We start from the raw sequence: 24,909 nt of genomic DNA on the forward strand, positions 1-24,909 counted from the left end.
TTAGCGCTCCGTTAACCCTCTGCCGGCCTTAATGATATTTGGAGGCGTTGCGTTGTGCTCCGGGGAAACCGAGAGGAATGCGCGAACCATGGGCATGGTACTGTCTTTCGTGCCGCGTGCGGCACCGACCAATCGAGCCAAGCAAACCACCGAAATACCGGCGGCCGTAATCATATTTCCCGGCATCCGCTATGAGCGGTCCAGCACCGGCGAAGTGCGGCCTGCGGGGCCAGACAAGCCAGGATCGCCACGGACGCCCGTGCCGCACCACTGAGCTTGCTGAAGCCATGGCGTGGTTCGTCAGCCCGTCTGCTCCGGATCTGCGGTCGAGGATTGCGGGTTAGAAATCCTGCAGCTCGCAGGAACTCTGATCGAGAAAGCGCGACACGATCGGCTTCCAGCTCTCGTCCGGCACGAAGCTGCGGATGACGAAGATGCCCTCGTCGATGGGCGCCTCGACGAAAATCGCTCCCTGCAGGCCTTCGGGCAGGTCCTTGCGCACGTCGATCATCTGCGCCGGCGTCAGCACGACCGCATCCAGCTTGCCGCCCGTCGCCGTGTGGTCGTTGAAGGAATAGATGTTGTGACCGCTGCGGTCATAGACCGACACCGACCAGAAGGGGACGTCTCCCGGCGCCTTGATCCGGACCATTCCTTCCTCGAGGTCGAAGCGGCAGGCCGTGGCATAGAACAGCGGGTCGACCGATTTCACCACCGGCGCGCCGCCGGCTTCGGCATCCAGCCGGTTCATCCTGTAGAGATCCGAGGCCATGGAGAGACGCGACCAGGCGTCACGTTCCGAAAATTCCGGCACCAGAAGCAGGACGATAATGTGGACGATGCCGGCGCCGACGAGGCCGAGCAGAATGGCATGCAGAAGCCTGCGCAAGGCGGCTCGCAAACTACGCATCGCAGCCCGCCCTCACGATCCTGGGCAGCGAAACGTCCGATAGGCCGGTGCTGCTGGCGATTGGCGTGTCGTAGAAGGTCAGGACGAAATACATCCTTCCCGAACCGTCGGTCAGAAGCCAGTTGCCCGGCATCGGGTGATGGCCGACGGAGATGATCACGGAATTGTCCGGTTGGCGCAGCACGGCGTAGGACTGGAGCGCCGCAAGCCGCGATTTGCCGGTCTCGACGACGCCGAGCGATTGATCGGCGGCATAAAGCGTCCAGAACCGGGCTGTCGGAAATCCACCCTCGATCCTGTAGGTGCATTCCCGCTTGAGTTGGTCGCCGGCGGCATCGTTTTCCGCCACGAAGGATAGGCCTTCGGCGCGGCCGAGCGCCAGCACGCCCTCACGCGCCACTCGCGCCTTGGAATAGGGATCTGCCGCCGGTGTGCCGATATCGGGGAAGGCGGTCCACTGGCCGATCCTGATCGCGCCGACGCCGTCCTGGATCTTCAGCGCGTACCAGACGCTGGCGCCGCCCCCGCCAACGGCTATGGCAAGCGAAATCAGCATCAGGAAGGCGTTCTTGAGCATGAAGGGCCTGGTGCGCGAAGGATTGCCGTTCGGGGATATCGCGGCGCGGGGCCTTGTGGCAAGCCGGCGTGATGGATTTGCCTGCCGGTCTTGTCTTGCCGGGCGGACGTCACAGGGCCGAAAGCGTCTCGGGTGGAGTGGGGGCGTCGAGTTTTGGCGCCGTCTGGAACAGTTGGCTCATGTCCCGCAGCGTCTGCGTGGTTCGGCTGGACAGCACCGGCGGCCGTTCGGCGGCGGCGTCGGCTGCCGCCTGCTCCTCGGTCTTCTTCTGCGCCTCGGCGGCCTTGGCCGCGATCTCCTCGTCGACGAAGGGCTTGTCGATGCCGGGGATCGGCTTGAGGTCGATGTTCTGGTGCGCGTAGACCATCAGCCGCTGCCACACCATCGCCGGCAGCGAGCCGCCCGTCATGTTCTTGGTCGGCGAGAAATCGTCATTGCCCATCCAAACGGCAGCCGTGTAGTTGCCGGTGAAGCCGACGAACCAGGCATCGCGGTAGGATTGTGTCGTGCCGGTCTTGCCGGCGACGACGATGTTGGGAATTTGCGCCCGCCGCGCCGTGCCCATCACCGGTACGGCCGTCAGCATGGTGTTCATGGATTTCAGCGCCTGCTCGGACAGCACGCGATGCGGCGGCGGCGCGTCCTTGGTCCAGTCATAAACCACGTCGCCGGTGCGTGTGACGAGCTGGGTGATGCCGTGCCGGGAGCCGACGAAGCCGTTTTGGGCAAAGACGCTGTAGCCCGTCGCCTGGTCCATCACGGTCATGCCCGAGGTGCCGAGCACCATCGTCTTGTGCCCTTCGAGCGGCGATTCCACGCCAAACGATTCCGCCAATGCCTTGATCGGCGCGATTCCGAGATGATCCTTGGCCAGCCGCACCGGCACGGTGTTGATCGACTTGGCCATCGCCATGATCAGCGTGACATTGCCCGCCGACTCGCCGCTGTAATTGTGCGGCGACCAGTTGCCCCAACTGATCGGCCCGCCTGATATGATCGAATTCGGCGTGAAGCCGTGTTCCATCGCCGTGGCATAGACATAGGGCTTGAACGACGAGCCGGTCTGGCGCAGCGCCTTGGTGGCGCGATTGAACTGGCTGGCGCCATAGTCGCGGCCGCCGACGATCGCCCGCACCGCGCCATTGGTCTCGATGACCACCACGGCACCTTCGGCGACGTTATACTCCTTGCCGAACTGGCGCAGATGGAACTCGAGGGACTCCTCCGCAGCCTTCTGGATGTTGGCGTCGAATGTGGTGTGGGCAACCAGGGAGTGCTGGCCGGGCTTGGCGATCTTCTTGACCTCGTCGAACGCCCAGTCGAGGAAATAATCCGGGCTTTTCTGCTCGCCGCGGTCGACGACGTCGGCCGGATGCAGCCTTGCCTGCAGCACCTGGCCTTCGGTCATGAAGCCGGAATCGACGAGGTTGGACAGCACTACGTTGGCACGTGCGCGCGCCGCCGGCAGGTTGATGTGCGGCGCGTATTTGGTCGGTGCCTTGAACAGGCCGGCCAGCATCGCCGCCTCGGCAAGGTTCAGGTCCTTGACGCTCTTGCCGAAATAGAAGTCCGCCGCCGCCTCGATGCCGAACGTGCCGCCGCCCATATAGGCGCGGTCGAGATAGAGCTGCAGGATTTCCTTCTTCGACAGATTGGCCTCCAGCCACAGCGACAGGAAGGCTTCCTTGATCTTACGCTCGAACGTGCGCTCGTTGGTCAGGAACAGGTTCTTGGCCAGCTGCTGGGTGATGCTGGAACCGCCTTGGACGACCGAGTTTGCCCGCACATTCTCGAAGATCGCGCGCGACAGGCCGAGCACGTCGATGCCGTAATGCTCGAAGAAACGCCGATCCTCGGTGGCAAGCACCGCCTTGATGACGTGGTCCGGCATCTCGTCGACCGGCACGGAATCGCGCTGGATGATGCCGCGCTGGCCGATCTCGTTGCCGTAACGGTCGAGGAAGGTGACGGCGAAGTCGCCTTGGGCGCGCCAGTCGCCGGTAGTGTCCTGGAAAGCGGGTATCGCCAGCGCCAGCATCACCACAATGCCGCCGGCGCCGAGTGTAAACCCTTCGCTCAACAGTTCGATGACGCCACGGCGCCAGCCCTTGAGGCGGAAGCGCCGCGAGAAGATCGTCGCCGCTTCCCAGAATTGCCGTGCCTTGAAACCGATCTCATAGAGCGAGGAATCGAGCCACGCGTCCAGCGCCAGAAGGCGGGAGGCGATCGGACCTCTTCTCTTGCGCGGTTCAGGGCTGACCATTCAAAAACCCGGCTCGGCTCTGGCGCGACCTGAAAAACCGCAAGCGGGCAATTTCAGGGCGGCGCCCTGTTCCGACTATTCATCCATTTTGCCGGCACCCACAAGGGCGGCGAGGACACAGCCGCAAGGTTTGTCGATGGAAGAGCCAGGTAGCCGGCGGGCCGGTTCCTCGCCCGCCAGATTCTGGGTCTGGCGGGCGAGGGGGATTTGCCTCCCCGAACTATCAGGCCGCTTCGCGCTTCAGCGCCTGCGCCATGCAATGGATACCGCCGCCGGTCTTGGAGATTTCGCTCATGTCGACGGCCGCGACCTCGAAGCCGCGCGCCTTGAGCTTTTCGATCAGCGTCTTGCTGGAAGTCGGCGCGATCACCCGGTCCTTGCCCAGCGACATGAAGTTGCAGCCGAGCGCCATCGTGTCCTGGAAGGGAACGTCGATGATTTCGTGACCCTTGCCCTTCAGCCAGTCGACGATGCCGGGCTCGGTGCAGGCGAGGCAGACGGCGGTGAGCTTTTCGGCGATCGGCACCACCATCAGGTCGATATGGACGTAATATTCGTCGATGAAGGCGATACGTGTTTCCCAGCCTTCTTTCTCGAACCATGCCTGCACCTGGCGGGCGCCTTCCTCCTGCGTGCGGGCGCCGCCGCAGCCGATCAGCACCACGCCGTCCTCGATGACATTGAAGTCACCGCCCTCGAAGGTGCCTGCCGTGACCATGTCGTAGATCGGGATGCCGAGCTTTTCATAGGTGCGAATGGCCGCGTAATTCTCGCCGCGCCGCCACCAGTTGGCCATGGCGGTGATGATCGCGCCATAAGGCGTCATGACGCTGGAATCACGGGAATAGACCTGCATCGGCAGTTCCGGCGTCGGCTCGTGCCAATGGATGTTGACGCCGAAATGCTCGTAGGCCGCGACAAGATCCTTGTGCTGCGCCTGCGCGATCTGGACGTTGCAGGGTGCTTCGCGCAGATGTTTTCGCGAGAGCGAGCTGGTCGAGAGGTGACGCAGGAAGTTCGGCGATCCGAGCAGCACGTCCGTCAAGACGTCGGTCTCGTTGGCGAAGCCCCAGACGGTCAGCGGCTTGGTGCCGCCGGCCGGGTTGCGGCGCTGCAGCGAAAACGGCTCGGCGATGATGCGGTCATGAACGGTCATGCGGTTCTCCTCGTAGCTTGTTCTCAAGGGTTGGTCGGTCATGCGTTGCTTGGGATCCACCAGTCGCGCCCGCGCGCGGTGGTGACATATTCCGGCCAGCGGAAATTGATCGGCGGCTCGTAGTCGCAGAGCGGCGCGATCCAGGTGGAGCCGCCGATGCCGCCGCCGGTACGGGCGATGAACTCGTTCATCGCCTCCTCACGGGCGGTTTTGTCCTCGAGCAGGCGCAGCGCCGCCAGCGCTACCGTCTTGGCGGCGCAGATGACCATCGGGTCGATCGTCGCGGGAATGCCGCCCAGCGCATTCATCACCCAGGAGGGATAGGCACTGCCATTCGCCGAACGGAGCGCCGGGCGGGCGACATAGAAGCGCGCGGTCGGCGCGTGCCAGCTCATGTCGGTGTAGTCGTCGGAAGTCGAATTGACCTGGGAGGGCGGCAGGTCGCGGCGCAGGATCGCCTCGGCCTCTTGTGGGGCAATCAGCCGCTCCAGCTCGTCAATAAAGGGGTTGTCGGTCGCGGTGCCGCCGGCATTGACCTGGATTTCGCGCGCGACCGTCCTGGCGGCCTCGTCCCAGTGCGGCGGCCCGACCGTCGACAGGGCTTCGTAGGCAATCCCGGCCATGGCGTGGTTGGCCAGCCCCGGCCGCGACTTCGACACCCAGTGCCGCTCGTAGCGGCAGCCGCTGATCGCGGCCGCGGCCGCGGCGTTGCGGTCGAGCACCGCTGTCACCTGCTTGGCCATACCAATGGTCGGCACGCGGATCATGTACTGGATCTCGGCCAGGCCCGCCGGCAGATTGTCGGCCGTGGCCTGGCCCGCCGTCAGGATCGCCTCGCTGATCGACCAGCCGCCCTGATGCGGCAGCATGGAATCGCGCAACGCCTTGGAGGCCATGTACATGGTCATCAGCGCATCGTTGGCTCCCGGTGCCCTGACCGCCGAATGCGCCTGCGGGATCGGTGCGCCGTCGCCCGCCGCCCGCGTCCAATTTTCGGGTTCGTCGCAGACGAACCGGTAGATCATCGCGTAGGCCGCACCGCAATGCGTGTCCCAGCGCGCGGTGTTGCAGAGCGGCAGCATGTAGAAGGGATGGAAGGAGATCATGCCGGCAAGACCGTCATAATAGCCTTTTGCCGCATGGATCGGCTTCGAACCGCGCACCTTTTCGGCCGGCTCGCCGGTGAAGCGCAGCGTGCCTTGAATGCCGTCGCGCTGCATGGCGGCCTTGGTCGCGAGCAGGCCGCCGAGGCTCGCTATGCCGAGCCCCGAATGCGGATCGGTATGCCCGCCGGCCTCGGCGCCAAGGCCAGGGCGCGGCTGTCTCACCGTCACTGCCTCCTGGCAATTGCCGGGCACGGCATCATATTCGGCATACATGCCGACGGTCGGTCCGGCGCCATTCGTCCAGTGGGCGCAGAAGGCGGTCGGCATGCCGCCCGAGCCTTCCTCGACCGTAAATCCCTCGCGCGTGAGCCGATCAACATACCAGGCGGCCGATTGGTACTCGCGCCACGCGGTCTCGCCGAACTCGAAGATGGTGCGTGTCCAGGCCGACAGCAGGGGCTGAATGCCGTCGAGGCAGGCAAGCGCTGTCTCTTGCGCCGATGTCGTCACCGGTTTGTCCATGCTCTAGAAGAAAGCAGTGAAGCGGCTCGCCAAAAAGTGATATGTTTTCCCGGTTCGTGCAAATTCGGTTCACCTCTTGAGAATTCCATCCACACAGGCGCTACGAGCCCTCGACAGTTTCGCCAGGCATGGCAGCGTCTGGCGCGCCGCCGACGAACTGCACCTGACCCGCAGCGCGGTGAGCCATCAGTTGCGCTTGCTGGAGCGCGACCTCGGCTTCGATCTCCTGCAACGCATCGGCAAGGGCGTGGCGTTGACGCCGCGCGGCCAGCGCTACGCGGCCGATGTCAGGAAAGCGCTGACGGTGCTCGGCGACGCGGGAACGCACAACAGTGGTGCCGGGGTTGGCGGCTCCTTCGCCGTCTCCTGCCCGCCGGGCTTCGCCTCGATGTTCCTGTGCACCCATATCGGCGAGTTCCAGCAGATGTATCCGGATGTGGCGCTCTCGGTGCTTACGCCGCGGCGGCTCGACGATGTCAGCAATCCGGAGGCCGACGCCTTTATCGCCTTTGGCGTCGGCAACTGGCCTAACCGCGCGGTGGAGTTGCTCTGTGAGGTCTCGTTCACGCCGCTTTGCAGCCCGACACTGCTCAACAAGGTCGGTGGATTTTCCAAACCCGCCGACGTTCTGCGCGCCAATCTGCTCCATCTTGGCGACACCGAGGACTGGGCACGCTGGCTGGCGCTGTCCAAGGTGGAAAATCCTGACACCGAGGGCGGTATCTTCTTTTCCGACATGAACCTCGTCTTTTCGGCGGCGGTCGCCGGGCAGGGGATTGCGATGGGCGACGAACTGACCGGCCGCCGGGCGCTGAGCGAAGGCCGTCTCGTCAAGCCGTTCGAGGCGTCGGTCCCCTCGCCACGCTCGTATTTCCTGGTTTTCGAGCATGCAAAGGCGGGGCATCCGGTGCTCAATGCCTTCAGCGGTTGGTTGAGAGCGAAGCTGTTGGAAAACAGGCTGGCGACGTATTGAGGTCGGCCGATCCCGCCACGAGCGAAATTGACGGCTCCGCCGTCCCGCTATCTCGTAAAACCCGCCAGACGTGAATCAAATTTGCCGATCAGGCGAAAACTATTCGGTTGCGGTGAGCTTCGGCCCTGCCTACGATTTGGCTCAACGGAAGGATAGAGGCAGGATGCAGCAACCCGGCCGGGCCGCAGAGATCAAGGCAATTGGGATCGGCAAGAGCTTTGGCTCGTTCCGTGCGCTGGACAATCTGACGCTCGATATAGGCCGCGGCGAGTTCCTGACACTGCTCGGCCCCTCCGGCTCCGGCAAAACCACCTTCCTGATGATCCTGGCCGGCTTCGTGCAGCCGAGCGAGGGCAGGCTTTTCAGCGACGGCGCCGACATCACCGACCGCCCGGCCGAGCAGCGCGCCGCCGGCATGGTGTTCCAGGGCTATGCGCTGTTCCCGCATATGAGCGTCGAGGCAAACATCGCCTTCCCGCTCAAGGTCCGCAAGAAACCGGCCGTCGAGATCAAGAAACGCGTCGGCGAGATGATCGAGCGCGTCGGTCTGATCGGCCACGAGAAGAAATTGCCGTCGCAGCTTTCCGGCGGCCAGCAGCAGCGCGTCGCACTTGCCCGCGCGCTGGTGTTCGAGCCGGGCGTGCTCCTGCTCGACGAGCCGTTTTCGGCGCTGGACAAGAGCCTGCGCGGCCAGATGCAGGCCGAGATGAAGCGGCTGCATCAGGAGACCGGCACCACTTTCGTCTTCGTCACCCACGACCAGAGCGAGGCGCTGGCACTGTCCTCTCGCGTCGCCATCTTCAACCATGGCAAATTGCTGCAGGTCGGGGCGCCGGACGAAGTCTACGACCGGCCGGACAATCGCTTCGTCGCCGAATTCCTGGGCGAGATCAACATGCTGCCGCTGAAAGGCGTGCGCAGCGCCGATGATGGCGCCACCGGCCTGTGCGAGGACCGCGCCGTCAGCCTGCGTGGCAATCCGGCCACTGTCGGTGCTAACGCCATACTGGCGATCCGCCCCGAACACATGTCGATAGCGCGCGAGGCCGCCGCCGGAGAGAACGGTATCGCCGCGACGGCGATCGCATCGACCTATCTGGGGGCGGCAACCAAGCTCGACCTCACAACGCGCCAGGGTGCAAAAGTGACCGTCTCGGTGCCCAACGAGGTCGCGGCGGCTGCTCTCAGCAAGGGCAATTCCGTCTGGCTGACATGGCCGGCTGAAAAGGGTTTCCTCCTTCCGGACGGAGGACAATGACCGCCGGCGCGGCCTGATCCGCCGCACCGGCTTCCGGATTAAAATCAACGAAAACAAAGGGGAACTGACATGAACGACACCAAGAAACAGGCCATCGAAACGCTGTCCGAAAGGACGATACGTGGTGAGATCTCGCGCCGGCAGTTCACGCAGTTGGCGGCGCTCGTGCTCGCCGGCACGCCGTTGCTGCTGCGTTCGAGCGGCGCATTCGCCGCTGCGAAGGAACTGGTTCTGGTCAACTGGGGTGGCGACGCCATCACGGCCTATGACGCGGCCTATGGCCAGGCTTTCACCAAGGACACCGGCATCACCGTCAAGATGGACGGCTCGGGCCCGACCGAAGGCGCGATCGCCGCGCAGTTTAAAAGCGGCGCCCCGACCTGGGACCTGGTCGATGTCGACCCGTTCTCGGCCATCACGCTCGGCGCGCAAGGCATGCTCGAGCCGATCGACTACAACATCGTCGACAAGAAAAAGATGCGGCCGGGCTTCGGCTGGGACTATGCCGCCTCGACCTATTTCTTCTCCTATGTCATCGCCTACGATTCCGAGAAATACGGCAAGGATGCGCCGACCGGCATGGCCGATTTCTTCGATGTGAAGAAATTCCCGGGCAAGCGTTCCCTCTACAAATGGGGCGTGTCGAGCTGGGAAGCGGCCCTTTTGGCCGATGGCATCGCGCCGGCGTCGCTCTACCCGCTCGACTTGAAGCGGGCGCATGACAAAATCGCCGCCTTCAAGGAAAACGTCGTCGCTTATTGGGGCGGCGGCGCCGAGAGCCAGAGCGTGCTGCTCAATGGCGAAGCCTCGATGGCGATCGTCTGGTCGACGCGCGCCTCGCTGATCGAGCAGGATTCCGGCGGCAAGATCAAGTTCATCTGGGACCAGGGCCTGATCTCGCCCGGCGCGCTGGCCGTGCTCAAGAACAACCCTGGCGGCAAGGACGCCGCGATGAAGTTCATCGCCAGCGCCCAGGATCCCCAAAAGCAGCTCGTCATGTTCGACAAGCTCGGCCAGGGTCCGGCCAATCCGGCCGCCGACGCGCTGATCCCCGCCGACAAGAAGCGCATCAACCCCGTCGATCCCGAGAACATGAAGAAGCAGATCCCGCTCGACATGGATTGGTACGCCAAGAACTACGGTGCCGCACTCGACGAATACACCAAGATCATCTCCGCCTGACCCGCGGGATGCTGAACTGACATGAGAGGCGTCCTCTCCGACAGGATGGGCGCGGCGCTGTTGATGGCGCCGCTGCTCCTGTTTCTCGGCCTTGCCTATGCCTGGCCGTTTCTCGGCGTGGTGAAGTGGAGCTTCACCTTGCCGACGCCTGGGCTTGGCCAGTACGGGGCATTGCTCACCGACGATCTGGTGCAGTCGGTGTTCATCCGCACCCTGCGTATCGCTGCCATCGTCACCATTGTGTCGGTCGCCGCCGCCTATGCCATCACGGTCGTCTGGGTCCGCGGCAGCCCGGCGCAGCGCCTCGTCGCCGAATTCTGCATCCTGGTGCCGTTCTGGATCTCGGTGCTGACGCGAGCCTTCGGCTGGGTGGCGCTTCTGTCCAATCGCGGCCTGATCAACACCTGGCTGCAGTCGATCGGTTTCATCTCCGAGCCGCTGACTTTGGTGCGCAACGAGTTCGGCGTCATTGTCGGCATGACCCATTTCCTTATTCCGTTCGCGGTCTTTCCGCTGGCGTCAGCCATGCGCAGCCTGGACGAGCGCGTGCTGCTCGCCGCACGCGGCCTCGGCTCCAGCCGCATGCGCACCTTCTGGACGGTGTTCGTGCCGATGACGCGCTCCGGCATCATCGGCTCCGCGATGATCGTCTTCGTCTTCTCGCTTGGCTTCTTCGTCACACCGGCGATCCTCGGTGGCGGCCGCAGCGTCATGATCGCCGAATTGATCTATCTCCGGATATTCCAGAGCCCGGACTGGGGGCTGGGGGCTGCGATCAGCGTCGTGCTGGTACTGTTCGTCGGCGCGCTGATGGCGCTCCTGTTCCGTTATGTCAGACCGAAGCAGCTCATCTGATGCCTACCTATCGCCCTGGACCCGTCTCGCTGATCCTCGCCGTGCTGGTGGCGCTGTTCCTGCTCATGCCGCTGCTCGCAGTCATTCCGGTATCGCTGACGCCCAGCCGCATGCTGGCGATGCCGACGGGCGAATTGTCGCTGCGCCACTACCGCTCGCTGATCGAGGATCCGCGCTGGCTCCAGTCGATCCTGCTTTCGATCCGCATCGGCATTGTCAGCAGTGCCATTTCAACCGTGCTGGCGCTTTGTTTCAGTCTCGGCGTCTGGATGTTCCAGCCGCGCTTCACCGCGACCCTTGTCGGCTTCGTGCTGCTGCCGATGGTTGTGCCGCCGGTGGTATCGGCGGTGACGCTCTACTTCCTGCTCACTTCGATCTCGGGCGTCAGCTCCTTCTTCGGCTACGACACCTGGCTCGGCGTCGCCATGGCGCATTCGGTGATGACGGTGCCGTTCGCGACCGTGCTGATCCTGGTCTCGCTCAGCCAGCTCGACCGCCGCATCGACCTCGCCGCGCGGGGTCTTGGCGCAAGTGTCTGGGAGCGCGCCACGCGCGTCATCATGCCCAACATCAAATTCGGCATCGTCACCGCGGCACTGCTCTCCTTCGTGCTCTCCTGGGAAGAGATCGGCGTCACCCTATTCATCACCTCGGTCAACGCCATCACGCTTCCGCGTCTGATGTGGATGGGGCTGCGCGACAACATCGACCCGGCGATCGCGGCGCTTTCCGTGATATTGATCATCATCACGGTGCTGGTTCTGGCGGTGAGGAGCGTCGTGGTCCGGCAGCGCGGCGAGCCTTAAACGAACCGCACCGAGACTTTGCCAAACCTGCCCAAATCGCCAATGACCTCGTCACCGGCCTCGACGCGTATCGGCGTCACGCAAGTGCCGGTGATCACCACCTGTCCCGGCTGAAGCGCTATACCCAGGCCCGACAGCTCATTGAGCAGCCATGTCAGCGCGATGCGGGGGTCGCCGAGGACTGCCGCACCGGTTCCGTCGTGTCGCGACTTGTCCGAAACAATTCCGGCCACCGGGTGCTTTGCGAGGTTTACGTCACGCCATTCGTCTTGCGTGGGCTGGCCGATGACAAACAAATTGGCGCAGGCATTGTCCGCGATGGCGCTCCGACGGCGCAGAAATCGTCGTAGCGCGAGTCCGGTATTTCGATCGCCGGATGCAAGCTCGCCACGGCGTCCATCACTTCTGCGATTTCATAAGGTGCCGGGCGAGGTGGGAGCTGGCGGCCGAATCGGAAGGCGAATTCGATCTCGGCGACACGCATCTTGCTCGTCGCGAGCGAAACGGTCCCGCCAACCTCGACCGCTTTCTCTGCCAGCAGGCGCCCGGCCATCGGGCCGTCGACATTGATATGCCTTTGACCGGCCAGGCTGGTTGCCGCAATCTTCCAGCCGAAAAGCGGGGCCGCCGAACGATCCATGACATGGGCCTGGATGGCATAGCCTTCGGTCCGCGTCTTCGGCCGCAGCTTCTCGGGTATAGCGGCGAGATGGGTGCCGTTGTCCCAATGGCTTACCAGCAGATGCGACGCGGCCCTGGCCTTTGCTGGATCGAGCATGGTCAGCTCCGGGAATCGAAGAAATAGCTCGCTGCCGATCAAAGCCGGCAGGGAACATGCCGTTATGTTGGCCATGCCATAGTGGTTAGCCTACATGACCAGACAAGCACGAGTCCACGTCCATGCTTCGCTTGTTGAGTGTGGTGAGCAGAAACTACGTCCCGGACCGGGCGGCAGCGGTGCGCTCATCCGACAGGGGCGCGCGGACCGCGGCCCTTGTCACCGCCGGGTCGTAGCTCTTGCGCGCGAACACCTCTTTCACTAGCGGGGCAAAGAACGCCAGCGGCAGGGTCGGATAATCCGGATCGAAGCTCGACTGGTCCCATTTCTCGCAGAATTCGGCGCAGTCGTCGAAGTATGGGCTGCCCCGGAATGTTTCCCGCTTGTTCGGATTGGCCCCGACATGTTCGCCATAGTACAGCAGCTGGAAATCGCCGTGCTTCTCCACCACCCAGGTGCACTGTTCGCGCACGAATGGCCGGATGATGGCCGCGGCATATTCGTCATGATTGTAGGGGGCATAGATGTCACCGACGTCGTGGAGCAGGGCCGATACCACCCAGTCGGTGTCCGCTCCGGCATTCCAGGCCCTGGTTGCTGCCTGTAGGGAGTGGCCGAGCCGCGTCACCTTGTAGCCCGACAGGGATTTGTCGAGTTCGACCATGGCGGCGAGCAGCCTATCGGCGGTGCCATCGGCATATTCGATCTCGTGTTCGGTGAGAAACGCGTAGTCCTCGCGGTCCCCATCCTTCATCTGCGTGAATTTTACGGTTTCCATGGTCGGTGCCTCTAATCAGTCGCCGCGTTGCATCGTTTTCGATCCGCCGAACATCTCGTCCGGCTTATCGACCGAGTTCGACGTAAAGATCTTCGCCGTCCCGGTGGACGGGGAAACTTCGTGCCTTGAGCCGATCGTCGACGAGGCACTTTCCGGACCGGATCTCGAACTCCCATCCATGCCAGGCACAGCGAACGAGTTCGCCGGCGCGCTCATAGACGAACTCGGTCTTGTCGGTTTGTTTGGTGGTTCCGCAGACCGGTCCTTCGCACAACTGTCCAGCGCGATGCGGGCATATGTTCAGCAGGGCGGCATAGCCGTCGTGGAGTTCGAAGATGCCGACGCTTATACGGCCGAAGGTGACGATCTTCGGCCGCTCGGTCGTTACCTCGGCGACCTTGCAGGCAAAAGTCCGGGAGGGGGCTACAGCTGCCTCCATCATGCGACCCTCGCGGTTGCCGCCGGTGCCTCGATACGCTTGTAGACTTCAAGCGCGTTTAGCCCCATCACCTTGTCGCGCCATGCCGGCGGGATGTGGAGATTGGTCGGTGCGTCGAAGTCCCAGTGGGGATAGTCGGACGCGAAGAGCAGCGTGTTCTGACCGTCCATATGCTCGAGCGTCTCCCAAAGGTGCTTCACATTCTGCGGCTGCTCCAGCGGCTGAGTGCTGAAGCGGATGTTGCGGCGGCAATATTCCGACGGCAGCATCCTCAGCCATGGCGTCTCCTTGCGTAAGGCCTTGAAGTTGGCATCGAGCCGCCACATCAACGAAGGCACCCAACAGACGCCGCATTCGATGACGACGAAGTAGAGGTCGGGATATTTCTCGAACACGCCGTTGGAGATCATGCTGACCACATGGGTCATCGCCGGCTGGCTGAGCAGCGCATGCGTCTCCCAGTAGTAAGCGGTCGGGCCGCTGGCGACGGCATTGTGATTGACGCCTCCCTGGCCGCCAAAATGAATGGCGAAGGGCAGGCCGACCTCCGCGCAAGCTTCGAAGATAGGATGGTAGAAGGGATCGCCGTAGGGGCGCTGCGAGCCATGGCTTGCAAGGACCTGGACGATGTCCTTGTGTCCGCCCAGGCGCCTTATCTCGGCCGCCGCCCCATGTGGATCGGTCGGAGAGATGATGATCGATCCCTTGAAGCGTCTGTCCTTGGGCAGCCACCAATCGATCATGTAGTCGTTATAGGCGCTGACCAGCGCATTGGCGTAGTGGTAGTTGGCCAGCGTCGAGGCTTCCAGCGGTTCATCGGCCGTGAGGATCGCAACGTCGATATCGTAGAGATCGAGATGCTTCTCCTTCATGATCAGGTAGTTGTCGTCCTCGGTCTGCGGCTTGATGTCATGCCGCGAAAATCCTTCGGGATGGAGCCACGGGCGATGTCCATGCGGGAAGCTGCCCGCCGGGCCGGGCTTTTCGCCGCGGACCATGAAATCGCGCCAGTAGGGCTCGAGATAGGGCAGGAGGACTTCAGCACTGGACCAGTAGTTGTGCACGTCCGTGTCGACGATAAACATTGATGCATCACCTGCCGAGGAGGGTTGGATGCACGAACAGTGGACTTCGGCGCCGTCGGCCGCAACGCAGTCGCCGGCCGCAGTTTAATCGAAGAACCCGATTACCCATTGCCTGCCAGGGCAGAAAGGCGCTAGCCGATTGGGATCGCCTCGTTCGCTGATGGCTGGAATGCAGATAGAATTGCTCGATACCTTTCTCGATCTCATCGAGACCCGGAATTTCAACAGGACCGCGGAGCGGCTTGGCATCACCCAGTCCACCGTCTCGAGCCGCATTCGCACGCTCGAGACGCTGCTGGAAAAACAGCTCTTCATTCGCAACAAGAGCGGGACGGAGCCCACCGCCGCCGGTGTACGCTTCGAGCAGCATGCGCGCGCGGTAAAGCTCAGATGGCTGGATGCGCGCCGCGAAATCCAGTCGGTCGGCAAGTTCGACCGTCTCATCCGCATCGGCATTCAGTTCGAGCTTTACGAGCGCGTCCTGCAGGAATGGCTGGTCTGGGTGAGGGCGACGATGCCCAAGCTGGCAATCTATGTCGAGATCGACTACTCGAACCAGATGATCCTGGACCTCACGACCGGCAGCCTCGATCTCGCCGTCCTTTATTCGCCGCAGCATCTTCCCGACATTCACTATGAGCAGATCGCCGAGGAGAGCTTCGTGATGGTCTCCACGCGCGGCGTGGCGTTCAGTGACATCACGCCGGCGGACTACATTCGCGCCAACTACTCCGCATCCTTCGATCGCGCGCACAAACAGATGCTGCCCGAACTGGAAAACAGCCCGGTTTCGACCGGAAACGGCGGCGCTGTCGCCCATCTGCTGAGAAGCCAGGGCGGCACGGCCTTCGTCACCGAGGCGGTCGCGACGAAATTGCTTCAGGAGAAGGTGGCGGAGCTCGTCGCCGACGCGCCAAGAATCTCCCATCCGATCTATTCCGCCGTGCACGTGCGGCATCATCATTCACACACCCATGCCCGCTTGCTGAAGGCGCTCAAGCTGATGACGGTATAGGCGCCGCAGACGCAGGTGGTTACAGGTCGACAGCGATGTCGCTGGTCGGTGTGCTGCAGCAGGCAAGGACAAAGCCCGCCTCGCGCTCGGCATCCGAAAGGCCCCCCATCTCGTTCATGTCCACCGCGCCGCTTGCCAGCATGACCTTGCATGTTCCGCACAGGCCCATTCGGCAGGACGTCTCGACATGGATGCCGGCGGCTTCGGCAATATCCAAAATGGTCTCACCGGCGCCGGCCACACGATTGATGCTGCAACGCTGGAAAAGAATGCTTCTTGCCTCGCCGCCTTGTCCCCGGTCAGCTGCAGATTTGATGGCGCCCGACGGCGCTGGGCCGAAGGCTTCTTCGAAAATCTCGCGTGCCGGTACCCCAAGCTCAAGAAGGTAGCGGCGCATCGCTTCCATGAACGCCGTCGGCCCGCATAGAAAGGCGCTACGTTCTGCCGCGTCCGGCACGAGTTCGGCCAGCTTCGTCATGTCAAGCCGGCCGCCGGCGCCAAAGGCGCCGGACGCCTGGCTGCAAACGGTCTCCACACGCAGCCCAGGCAGTTGGGCAAAGCTTCGCAGTTCGTCCTCGAAAAGAAGATCGCCTGGTGTTCGCGCACATTGGATGAGGCAGATATCGAGATCGCTGCCGGCATCACTGAGCGACCGCAGCATTGACATGAACGGGGTGACGCCGCTGCCCGCGCAAAGGAAAAGTGCCTTTTGGAAGGCACGGCCCTCAAGCGTGAACATGCCACCGGCTTTACCGATCTCGGCCGTCGCGCCTGCGCCGAAATGATCGTGGAGGATACGAGTCGCCTTGCCGTCCTTGGCGGCCTTGATCGTCAAAGCGATACGCTGCGGGCGGCTTGGTGGCGAGGCTATGGTGAAGACGCGGGAAAAGTGTTCACCGTTCCAGCCGAAGCGGATGGTGGTGGACTGGCCGGCACGGAAGTCGAAACCCCTGCCGTCGACGCGCTCGAAGACCAGCGTGACGACGTCGCTCGTCTCCTGGATGCGGTCCGTGCAGACACACAGGCGCGACGTATCGAGGAGGGCGCCATTGCCGGCGCTAGTGGGTACGACATTCATGGGCCGTCTCCAAAGACAGGTGATCTGGCTTGCGATAGCAGATCGGAGCGTGCCCATGCCGCATCTCGTTAATCGGAAAAAGCGTTCACATTTTACACCGGGACTCATGCCATGGCTGGCGTTGTCGATAGGATCAGCTGATCCAGAGCTTGCCGTTACTCCAACTCTGGCGGAATCCGTTCATGGCGACTAGGTTGCAATAGGTGCAGCCGCGACAGGCGAGGGGAATGACATATGACCGCGCCCGGTGATTTGCAGCAGGCCCTGTTCCTCAGGTTGAAAAGCGATGCGTCGCTATCGGCGCTGCTGGGCGGCGCCGGACTGCTCGAGCGGCCAACCGATAACGCCGCCTTTCCCTATGTGACTTCAGGCCAGACCTCTGCCTTCGACTGGGATACCGGCGCCGAGAACAATGACGACCAGCTGATCACGCTGCATGTCTGGTCGAAGGCCCATGGCGAAGCCGAAACGGTTGCCATCATGGCCGCCATCGAAGCACGCCTTGCCGACGCGGTGCTGGTGATCGGCCCGCGTGGCCAGACGCGGCTGTCGCTGGAATTCAGCGAGGCGCGTTATGATGAGGAACTGCTTGTCCATCACGGTCTGCTGCGATTCCGTGCGCTGACGCAGGAAAACGCCTGACGCGCTTTCAATATCATCGAAACGGAGTCTAAACTGCGCTTTCGCGGGTTTCACTGGTGGGGCGGTGAAATCCGGATTGTCTGTCTCGCGTTGCAGGGGTGTGGCGAGCATGGTTTCAGGGCCGTTCACCGTTCATTTCACGTTCAGCACCGATGCGTTACAACGCCGGTCATGAAAACGCTTCGCTCCCATTTCCGAACCGCGACCCTGGCGCTTAGTGCAGCCGGGCTGTTTGCGTCGCAGGCAATGGCGATACCGGTGATCGCGCCCGACCAGCCCAGCCCGATCGTCCTGGTCGCATCCGACTGCTATGCGATCGGTCAGCAGGTGGCCCAGCAGAATGGCGGGACGCTCGCCAAGGCCTCGGCGTCGACGCGTGGCGGCCAGCCGGTCTGCGTCATCGTCGTGCTCGTGCCCGGCAAGGACGGGCAGCGTCCGCGCCGCTCCGAAATCGTCGTTCCACAGAACTGACGCAGTCTCCCTTCCTACAGGGCTCCGTTTCCCAGGCCGGCGGAATCGGCCTATATCTGCAACTTCAGTCCAACAGGCATTGGTCCCCGCATGCGCGTACTCGTCGTCGAGGATGACAAGGATCTCAACCGGCAGATTTCGGATGCGCTGGTCGATGCCGGCTATGTCGTCGACCGTGCCTTCGATGGCGAGGAGGGGCATTTCCTCGGCGACACCGAGCCTTACGATGCCGTCGTGCTCGACATCGGCCTGCCGCAGATGGACGGCATCAGCGTGGTCGAGCGCTGGCGTCGCGGCAGCCGCAAGATGCCGGTGCTGATCCTGACGGCGCGTGACCGCTGGAGCGACAAGGTGTCCGGCATCGACGCCGGCGCCGACGACTACGTCACCAAGCCGTTCCACATCGAGGAAGTGCTGGCGCGGGTCAGGGCCTTGATCCGCCGCGCCGCCGGCCACGCCTCGTCGGAACTGACCTGCGGGCCGCTGCGCCTCGACACCAAGGCTTCGAAGGCCGATGTCGCCGGCGTGCCGCTGAAATTGACCTCGCATGAATTCCGGCTGCTTGCCTATCTGATGCACCACATGGGCGAGGTCGTTTCGCGCACCGAACTGGTGGAACATCTCTACGACCAGGATTTCGATCGCGATTCCAACACGATCGAGGTCTTTGTCGGGCGGCTGCGCAAGAAGATGGGCATCGACATGATCGAAACCGTGCGCGGCATGGGCTACCGCATGCGTGAGCCGGAGGCGTAAGGCGGAACCGCTCCCTACCAACCCAACCGTGGGCAGACGGCTTTCGCTGCGCGCATGGCCGCGCTCGCTGACGTTCCGCGTCATCGCCTTCTCCACGGTGTGGGCGATCCTCACCCTGGTCGTCATCTTCACCCTGATCACCACGCTTTACCGCCAGGCCAGCGAGCGAGGCTTCGACAGCCTGCTGTCGGCGCATTTGTTCAACCTGATCGGCTCCATCGGCATTTCCGACAGCGGTGCGCTGACCGGTTCCCCCGATCTTGGCGACCTCCGTTTCTCGGAACCGAATTCGGGCTGGTACTGGTCCGTCGAGCCCGCTTCGGAAGGGGTGCATGGCGATCTTCATTCTTCGTCCATGACCCGGACCGTCCCGTCGCCCGGCGTGGCGGATGTTCCCTTCAATGCCAATTTCCAGCGCAGCTATGCCGCGCAAGGCATCAACGGCGAGGAACTGGTCGTGTTCGAGAGCGAATTCGTTCTCGATGCGAAGAACCGCGCCGCGCGCTTCCGCGTCATGGGCAACAAGACCGAACTGGAGCAGGAAATAGGGACCTTCCAGCGCCGCTTGCTGACCTATCTCGGCCTGTTCGGCATCGGCATGATCGCCATCAACGCCATCGCCATCCTGCTCGGGCTGCAGCCTCTGCGCAGGGTCCGCAACGCGCTTGCCATGGTGCGCGAGGGCACCGCGCAGAGGCTCGACGGCCGATTCCCGGCCGAGATCGAACCCTTAGCCAACGAAACCAACGCGTTGATTGAAAACAACAAACGCATTGTCGAACGCTCGCGGACGCAGGTCGGCAATCTCGCCCATTCACTGAAGACGCCGCTCGCCGTTCTGCTCAACGAGGGCCGGGCGCTTGGCGGAGCCAAGGGACAATTGATCGCCGAGCAGGCCGCCTCCATGCAAAAGCAGATCGACCACTATTTGCAGCGCGCCCGCGTCGCGGCGCAGCGCGACAGCGTCGTCTACCGCACGCCGGTGGCGCCGCTGGTGCAGCGCATGGTGCGCGTCTTGCAGAAGCTCAACCCGCAGACCAACCTGTCGCTGGCGCTGCCGGCCACGGAGATCGTCTTTGCCGGCGAACGCGAAGACCTCGAGGAACTGCTTGGCAATCTTCTCGAAAATGCGATGAAATGGTCAAAGAGCGTGGTGTCGGTTGCGGTTGCGCCGTTGACCGGCAGCGGTGACAACCTGTTCGAGATCAGCATCGAGGACGACGGCCCCGGCATTCCCGAGGACAAGGCGCGCGAAGCCATGAAGCGCGGACGGCGCCTGGACGAGACAAAACCGGGAACGGGTCTCGGCCTCGCCATTGTCGCCGACCTCGTCAACGAGTATGGAGGCGGCCTGGTGCTGGAACGCTCCGGCATGGGCGGATTGAAGGCGGTGGTGCGATTGCGGAGCCTTCCGTGACGTTTCCGGGCCAATCGACACCGATGGGCGGCGCATGCTATGGCGGCATATCGATTGACATCGTACCGGCCGGCGGCGGCCAAATTTCCGACAAATATCAACACTATGGCCACGCCCACTTCTCAGATGATGCTCCCCGCGCATCCATGGCAGGCTCCAACTCAGGAATACCGGTTGTTGGCATGAAGATTCGCGTCGCGCTTGTTTCCGCCTTGCTGGCCGTATCGGGCTGCACCACCTTGGGCGGCAAGGGTCCGACCGTGGCGGCGACACCGGCGTCGACGCCCCCGGCGGGGGGCAAGGTCGTCACCAAGTCGATCATTTCCGCCATGGGCGGCGGTCTCATTGGCGGGTCGATCGGCAATGGCCTGAGCGACACGGAGAAGCGCAGCGCGCTCGAGGCCGAATACAAGGCGCTCGAATACAACACCAGCGGCCAGAAGGTGACGTGGAAGGGCGATCAGGCCTCGCGCCATGGCGAGGTCGTTCCAGCCCAACCTTACCGCGTCGGTTCGCAGGACTGCCGCCAGTACACGCAGACGGTATTCACCGGCAGCGCCAGTGTCACGGCGCACGGAACGGCCTGCCGCAATGCCGACGGCAGTTGGACACCACTGACCTAGCCGGCCGGATCCGGTTGCGATCCGGCCAGTTGATGTCGATCAAGGACATTCGGCGCGCCTGCCGTCAAAGCGTCGCAGGATGCCTGTGTTGGCAGGGCAAGGCTCTGCCTTTATTGGAAGAACCATGCTGTTCTGGGTCATAGCCGCAATTCTCACGCTGGGCGCCAGCCTGGCGGTGCTTTTGCCGCTGGCTGGGGCCTCCAAGGACGCGTCGTCGAGCGGCGATCACGATCTGGAAGTCTATCGCGATCAATTGGCCGAACTCGACCGCGACGCCGCACGCGGCCTGATCGGGCCCGCTGAAGCGGCCGAGGCGCGCGCCGAGATCGCCCGCCGCATCCTTCGCCTGGACAACGCGGATATGGCGGACAAGACATCTGGCAGATCAGCATCGGTCACGGCACGGCTCGTCGCGACCGTCGCCGTGCTGGTGGTACCGTTGGTCAGCTGGGGACTCTACAGCCAGATCGGCTCGCCTGACCTGCCGTCGCAGCCGCTCAGCGAGCGGCTGGCCAAGAACCCGGCCGATAGTTCGGTCGATGAACTGGTGGCGCGCGCCGAAGCCCATCTTGCCGCCAATCCTTCCGATGGGCGGGGCTGGGACGTTCTGGCGCCGGTCTATCTGCGCATGCAGCGCTTTGCCGACGCCGCGGCGGCCTACCGCAACGCCATACGCCTGGACGGCGACAATGCCGCCCGCCAGGCCGGCCTCGGCGAGGCGATAGCCGGTGCCACGGGCGGTATCGTTTCGGCCGATGCCCAGGATGCCTTCGAGGCGGCCTTGAAGCTCGATCCGGCCAACGCGAAAGCCAGCTTCTATCTGGCCATGGCGTTGGCACAGGAGGGCCGCGGCAAGGAAGCGGCCGCAGCCTGGCAGGCGATGCTTGGCAGGTTGCCGCCGGATTCACCGTGGCGGGGCGCCGTCGAACAGGCATTGGCCAAATCCGGCGGCCCCGAAGTCGCTTCCGGCGCGGCCGCGAAAGGCCCCGATGCCGTCGATGTCGACGCGGCATCCTCCATGTCGCCGCAGGACAGGGAAGCCATGATCAACACCATGGTCGCCGGCCTCGACGACAAACTTCGTCAAAATCCGCACGACCCGGAAGGATGGATGCGGTTGGTTCGTTCCTATGTCGTGCTGGGCAAGACCGATCAGGCACGCGATGCGCTGGGCCGCGCCATTGCGGTCTTTGGAGCCGACAGCGACGAAGCCAGGAAATTCACCGCCTTTGCCGCCTCGCTCGGCCTGACGGCGACGGAGTAGAACTTGACATGACGCGCAAGCAGAAACGATTGTCGGTGATTGTGGGCGGCTTGGCTTTCCTCGCCGCCGCCACCGGCCTGACCTTCTACGCGCTTGGCCAGAAAGCGTCCTATTTCTACATGCCGGCCGATCTGACCACTGCCAGCGTACAGCCCGGCCAGCGCATCAGGCTCGGCGGTTTGGTCGAAAAAGGCACCATCCAGCGCGGCCAGGGCGCGACGGTCGCCTTTTCCGTCACCGACACCCACAAATCGGTCAAGGTGAGCTATACCGGCATCCTACCCGATCTTTTTCGCGAAGGGCAGGGCGTCATCACCGAGGGCACCTTCGGCGCCGACGGCGTCTTTGTCGCCGACAGCGTGTTGGCCAAGCACGATGAGCGTTACATGCCCAAGGAAGTTGCCGACGGGCTGAAGGCCAAGGGTGTCTGGCAGGAGAGCAAGAGTGAGTAACCCCGGCGGGAGAGCAAGCGTGAGTCGCGGGAATGGTTGAGACCGGACATTTCGCCCTGGTTCTGGCGTTCGCGCTTTCACTGGTGCAGACCATCGTGCCGCTGTTTGGCGCGCGGCTGAACAACCAGCGCCTGATGGCAGTCGGCGGTCCGGTCGCGGTGACTGGTTTTGCGTTGACCGCGCTGTCCTTCGCCGCCCTTGCCAGCGCCTATGCAAGCTCCGATTTTTCGCTGGCGAACGTTTGGGAGAACTCGCATTCGCTGCAGCCGCTGATCTACAAGATCACCGGGACCTGGGGCAATCACGAAGGCTCGATGCTGCTCTGGGTGCTGATCCTGACCTTCTTCGGCGCGCTTGTCGCCGCTTTCGGCTCCAACCTGCCGGCGACGCTGCGCGCCAACGTGCTTGCGGTGCAGGGCGCCATTGGCGCTGCCTTCTTCCTGTTCATCCTGGTGACGTCCAATCCTTTCATCCGGCTCAACCCGGCGCCCATCGAAGGCCGCGATCTCAACCCGATCCTGCAGGATCTTGGCCTCGCCATTCATCCGCCGCTGCTCTATCTCGGCTATGTCGGCTTCTCGATCTGCTTTTCCTTCTCGGTCGCGGCCCTTATCGAGGGTCGCATCGATGCCTCCTGGGCGCGCTGGGTGCGGCCATGGACGCTGGTCGCCTGGATGTTCCTGACCGGCGGCATCGCGATGGGATCGTACTGGGCCTATTACGAGCTCGGCTGGGGCGGTTTCTGGTTCTGGGACCCGGTCGAAAACGCTTCCTTCATGCCGTGGCTGGCGGGCACCGCGCTGTTGCATTCGGCCATCGTCATGGAAAAGCGCTCGGCTTTGAAGATCTGGACGCTGCTGCTCGCCATTTTGACCTTCTCGCTGTCGCTGCTCGGCACCTTCCTGGTGCGTTCGGGCGTCCTGACTTCCGTCCATGCCTTTGCCACCGATCCAACGCGCGGCGTCTTCATCCTGTGCATCCTGACGTTGTTCATCGGCGGCTCGCTGTCACTGTTTGCGCTGCGCGCCTCGAAGTTGACGGCAGGCGGCTTGTTCCATCCGATTTCGCGCGAAGGCGCACTCGTCCTCAACAACCTGTTCCTGACCACGGCGACCGCCACCGTGCTGGTCGGCACGCTCTATCCGCTGGCGGTCGAGGCTTTTTCGGCCGACAAGATTTCGGTCGGAGCGCCGTTCTTCAACCTTACCTTCGCACCGCTGATGGTGCCGCTGCTGGTGATGGTTCCCTTTGGGCCGCTGCTGGCCTGGAAGCGCGGCGATGTGTTTGGCGTCGCGCAGCGTCTGATGGTCGCGTTTGCGGCCGCCCTTCTGGCGACGCTGGTCACCGCCTTGTTCATCGACGGCGCTTCGGTACTTGCCGCGCTTGGCGTCGGCCTTGCCGTCTGGTTGATCCTTGGTGCGCTAACCGACATCGCCGTCAAAGCCGGGGTCGGCAATGTCGCCGTGCCGGTCATGGTCAGGCGCCTGGTCGGTCTGCCACGCTCGGTGTTCGGGACCGCTTTCGCGCATCTTGGCCTCGGCCTGACGGTGCTCGGCATTGTCGGCACGCTCTGCTTCGGCACGGAGAAGATCCTGTCCATGCATGCTGGTGAAATCGTCGAAATCTCCGGCCGCACGGTTCGTTTCGTCGGCCTCTATCCTGCCCAGGGACCGAATTACAGCGAGGATCGCGGCCGTTTCGAGCTGATCGGGGTCAGCGGCAGCCCTGTCGGCGAAATCAGTTCCGCCAAGCGTTTCTATCCCGTGCGGCAGATGACGACGACGGAGTCCGGCATCAAGACGATCGGCCTCTCCCAGCTCTACATTTCGCTCGGCGACGAGGGCAAGGACGGCTCGGTCGTGGTGCGTCTGTGGTGGAAGCCGCTGGTGACGCTGATCTGGGGCGGCGGCCTGGTGATGATGGCGGGTGCGGCCATGTCGCTGATGGACAGGCGCCTGCGTGTCGGCGCGCCATCGCGCCGTCGCAAGCAGGCGGTGGTGCCGGCGGGCCTGTCATGAAGGCAAGGTTTTCACTGACGTCGATTGTCCTGCTGCTGGCACTGCTCTTCGCCGGCACGGCAATGGCGGTGAAGCCTGACGAGATGCTGGCGGACCCGGCACTCGAGGCGAGAGCCCGGGCGCTGTCGGAAGGCTTGCGCTGCATGGTCTGCCAGAACCAGTCGATCGACGAATCCGACGCCGACCTTGCTCGCGACCTGCGGATCCTGGTGCGACAACGCCTCGTCGCCGGCGATACCGACCAGCAGGTGATGGATTATGTCGTTTCCCGTTACGGCGAGTTCGTGCTTCTGAAGCCACGTTTTGATCTCAGGAATGCCCTGCTTTGGGGCACGCCGGTGCTGCTGCTGCTGGTGGGAGGTGTGTTCATTGCTCTAAGCGCGCGATCGCGCCGGACGCTGGCGACGAAATCCCTGTCAGCCGACGAGCAGGCGGCATTGGACGCGATCCTGCACCGCGACTGACAGCCCAGTCGCCCGCTAACA

Annotated in this window: 24 protein-coding genes and 1 pseudogene; 15 read left to right on the plus strand and 10 right to left on the minus strand. The window is 63.3% G+C overall.

The features are described from left to right. Positions 1 to 340 precede the first annotated feature (340 nt). The 5 genes from FJW08_RS08655 to FJW08_RS08675 all read right to left on the minus strand — a co-directional run bounded on the left by FJW08_RS08655 (position 341) and on the right by FJW08_RS08675 (position 6,534). On the minus strand, positions 341 to 910 hold the full coding sequence (locus FJW08_RS08655; protein ID WP_140810146.1) for a DUF1254 domain-containing protein: 570 nt from the start codon (positions 908 to 910) through the stop codon (positions 341 to 343). After that, positions 903 to 1,487 (minus strand): DUF1214 domain-containing protein, encoded by a 585-nt coding sequence (locus tag FJW08_RS08660; protein ID WP_140762929.1) that lies wholly within the window; start codon positions 1,485 to 1,487, stop codon positions 903 to 905. Before FJW08_RS08660 ends, FJW08_RS08655 begins: the two co-directional genes overlap by 8 nt. Before the next feature lie 109 nt (positions 1,488 to 1,596). Further along, positions 1,597 to 3,750: a penicillin-binding protein 1A gene (locus tag FJW08_RS08665; RefSeq protein WP_140762932.1), complete on the minus strand. Its 2,154-nt coding sequence runs from the start codon at positions 3,748 to 3,750 to the stop codon at positions 1,597 to 1,599. Between the two features lie 223 nt (positions 3,751 to 3,973). Continuing rightward, positions 3,974 to 4,906 (minus strand): dimethylarginine dimethylaminohydrolase family protein, encoded by a 933-nt coding sequence (locus FJW08_RS08670; protein ID WP_015318637.1) that lies wholly within the window; start codon positions 4,904 to 4,906, stop codon positions 3,974 to 3,976. Between the two features lie 38 nt (positions 4,907 to 4,944). Next, positions 4,945 to 6,534, minus strand: coding sequence for an amidohydrolase (locus FJW08_RS08675; RefSeq protein ID WP_181182878.1), 1,590 nt, complete (start codon positions 6,532 to 6,534; stop codon positions 4,945 to 4,947). A 76-nt stretch (positions 6,535 to 6,610) separates the two neighbouring features. On the opposite strand from FJW08_RS08675, the gene FJW08_RS08680 reads away from it, so the two are divergent. The 5 genes from FJW08_RS08680 (at position 6,611) to FJW08_RS08700 (ending at position 11,608) form a co-directional block, all read left to right on the plus strand. Further along, positions 6,611 to 7,507 carry a LysR substrate-binding domain-containing protein gene (locus FJW08_RS08680; protein WP_140810148.1) on the plus strand — a complete coding sequence of 299 codons (897 nt, stop codon included), beginning with the start codon at positions 6,611 to 6,613 and terminating at the stop codon, positions 7,505 to 7,507. Between the two features lie 163 nt (positions 7,508 to 7,670). After that, on the plus strand, positions 7,671 to 8,765 hold the full coding sequence (locus FJW08_RS08685; protein WP_140810149.1) for an ABC transporter ATP-binding protein: 1,095 nt from the start codon (positions 7,671 to 7,673) through the stop codon (positions 8,763 to 8,765). Between the two features lie 69 nt (positions 8,766 to 8,834). After that, the gene (locus tag FJW08_RS08690) at positions 8,835 to 9,947 is read left to right on the plus strand and encodes an ABC transporter substrate-binding protein (RefSeq protein WP_140810151.1); all 1,113 of its coding nucleotides are present in this window, start codon (positions 8,835 to 8,837) and stop codon (positions 9,945 to 9,947) included. 21 nt (positions 9,948 to 9,968) lie between these two features. After that, on the plus strand, positions 9,969 to 10,802 hold the full coding sequence (locus FJW08_RS08695) for an ABC transporter permease (protein ID WP_140762949.1): 834 nt from the start codon (positions 9,969 to 9,971) through the stop codon (positions 10,800 to 10,802). Continuing rightward, positions 10,802 to 11,608, plus strand: coding sequence for an ABC transporter permease (locus FJW08_RS08700; protein ID WP_140810152.1), 807 nt, complete (start codon positions 10,802 to 10,804; stop codon positions 11,606 to 11,608). The genes FJW08_RS08695 and FJW08_RS08700 overlap by 1 nt, the downstream gene beginning before the upstream one ends. Here FJW08_RS08700 and FJW08_RS08705 read toward each other — a convergent pair. The 4 genes and pseudogenes from FJW08_RS08705 to FJW08_RS08720 form a co-directional block, all read right to left on the minus strand. Then, positions 11,605 to 12,386 (minus strand): annotated as a pseudogene (locus FJW08_RS08705) (fumarylacetoacetate hydrolase family protein). The gene FJW08_RS08700 and the pseudogene FJW08_RS08705 sit on opposite strands and share 4 nt — an antisense overlap. A gap of 154 nt (positions 12,387 to 12,540) precedes the next feature. Next, on the minus strand, positions 12,541 to 13,164 hold the full coding sequence (locus FJW08_RS08710) for an HD domain-containing protein (RefSeq protein WP_140810153.1): 624 nt from the start codon (positions 13,162 to 13,164) through the stop codon (positions 12,541 to 12,543). Positions 13,165 to 13,228: 64 nt separating this feature from the next. Beyond that, on the minus strand, positions 13,229 to 13,606 hold the full coding sequence (locus FJW08_RS08715) for a Rieske 2Fe-2S domain-containing protein (protein ID WP_140810154.1): 378 nt from the start codon (positions 13,604 to 13,606) through the stop codon (positions 13,229 to 13,231). Beyond that, positions 13,603 to 14,688 (minus strand): amidohydrolase family protein, encoded by a 1,086-nt coding sequence (locus FJW08_RS08720; protein WP_140810155.1) that lies wholly within the window; start codon positions 14,686 to 14,688, stop codon positions 13,603 to 13,605. The genes FJW08_RS08715 and FJW08_RS08720 overlap by 4 nt, the downstream gene beginning before the upstream one ends. A gap of 169 nt (positions 14,689 to 14,857) precedes the next feature. Here FJW08_RS08720 and FJW08_RS08725 point away from each other — a divergent pair, with 169 nt between their 5' ends. Continuing rightward, positions 14,858 to 15,703: a LysR family transcriptional regulator gene (locus FJW08_RS08725; RefSeq protein ID WP_140810156.1), complete on the plus strand. Its 846-nt coding sequence runs from the start codon at positions 14,858 to 14,860 to the stop codon at positions 15,701 to 15,703. A 19-nt stretch (positions 15,704 to 15,722) separates the two neighbouring features. Here FJW08_RS08725 and FJW08_RS08730 read toward each other — a convergent pair whose 3' ends face one another. Next, positions 15,723 to 16,889, minus strand: a complete 1,167-nt coding sequence (locus tag FJW08_RS08730; RefSeq protein WP_348642662.1) for an iron-sulfur cluster-binding domain-containing protein — start codon at positions 16,887 to 16,889, stop codon at positions 15,723 to 15,725. 126 nt (positions 16,890 to 17,015) lie between these two features. Between FJW08_RS08730 and FJW08_RS08735 the strand changes: the two genes are divergently transcribed. The 9 genes from FJW08_RS08735 (at position 17,016) to FJW08_RS08775 (ending at position 24,888) form a co-directional block, all read left to right on the plus strand. Next, positions 17,016 to 17,423 (plus strand): DUF3168 domain-containing protein, encoded by a 408-nt coding sequence (locus FJW08_RS08735; protein WP_140810159.1) that lies wholly within the window; start codon positions 17,016 to 17,018, stop codon positions 17,421 to 17,423. Positions 17,424 to 17,594: 171 nt separating this feature from the next. Continuing rightward, on the plus strand, positions 17,595 to 17,894 hold the full coding sequence (locus FJW08_RS08740; RefSeq protein WP_140810160.1) for a hypothetical protein: 300 nt from the start codon (positions 17,595 to 17,597) through the stop codon (positions 17,892 to 17,894). A gap of 90 nt (positions 17,895 to 17,984) precedes the next feature. Beyond that, positions 17,985 to 18,650, plus strand: a complete 666-nt coding sequence (locus FJW08_RS08745; RefSeq protein ID WP_140810161.1) for a response regulator transcription factor — start codon at positions 17,985 to 17,987, stop codon at positions 18,648 to 18,650. A 28-nt stretch (positions 18,651 to 18,678) separates the two neighbouring features. Then, positions 18,679 to 20,067 carry an ATP-binding protein gene (locus FJW08_RS08750; protein ID WP_246682279.1) on the plus strand — a complete coding sequence of 463 codons (1,389 nt, stop codon included), beginning with the start codon at positions 18,679 to 18,681 and terminating at the stop codon, positions 20,065 to 20,067. A 182-nt stretch (positions 20,068 to 20,249) separates the two neighbouring features. Next, complete coding sequence (locus FJW08_RS08755; protein WP_140810163.1) at positions 20,250 to 20,690, plus strand: hypothetical protein; 441 nt, start codon at positions 20,250 to 20,252, stop codon at positions 20,688 to 20,690. 124 nt (positions 20,691 to 20,814) lie between these two features. Continuing rightward, a complete protein-coding gene (ccmI, locus tag FJW08_RS08760) occupies positions 20,815 to 21,954 on the plus strand; it encodes a c-type cytochrome biogenesis protein CcmI (RefSeq protein ID WP_140810164.1) in 1,140 nt (379 codons plus the stop codon). 8 nt (positions 21,955 to 21,962) lie between these two features. Beyond that, a complete protein-coding gene (gene ccmE, locus FJW08_RS08765; RefSeq protein ID WP_140810166.1) occupies positions 21,963 to 22,406 on the plus strand; it encodes a cytochrome c maturation protein CcmE in 444 nt (147 codons plus the stop codon). A gap of 32 nt (positions 22,407 to 22,438) precedes the next feature. Beyond that, positions 22,439 to 24,424 (plus strand): heme lyase CcmF/NrfE family subunit, encoded by a 1,986-nt coding sequence (locus FJW08_RS08770; RefSeq protein ID WP_140810167.1) that lies wholly within the window; start codon positions 22,439 to 22,441, stop codon positions 24,422 to 24,424. After that, positions 24,421 to 24,888 (plus strand): cytochrome c-type biogenesis protein, encoded by a 468-nt coding sequence (locus FJW08_RS08775; RefSeq protein WP_140810168.1) that lies wholly within the window; start codon positions 24,421 to 24,423, stop codon positions 24,886 to 24,888. Before FJW08_RS08770 ends, FJW08_RS08775 begins: the two co-directional genes overlap by 4 nt. Positions 24,889 to 24,909 lie beyond the last annotated feature (21 nt).

The sequence above is a fragment of the Mesorhizobium sp. B3-2-1 genome (assembly GCF_006439515.1).
In the GTDB taxonomy this organism is placed as follows: domain Bacteria; phylum Pseudomonadota; class Alphaproteobacteria; order Rhizobiales; family Rhizobiaceae; genus Mesorhizobium.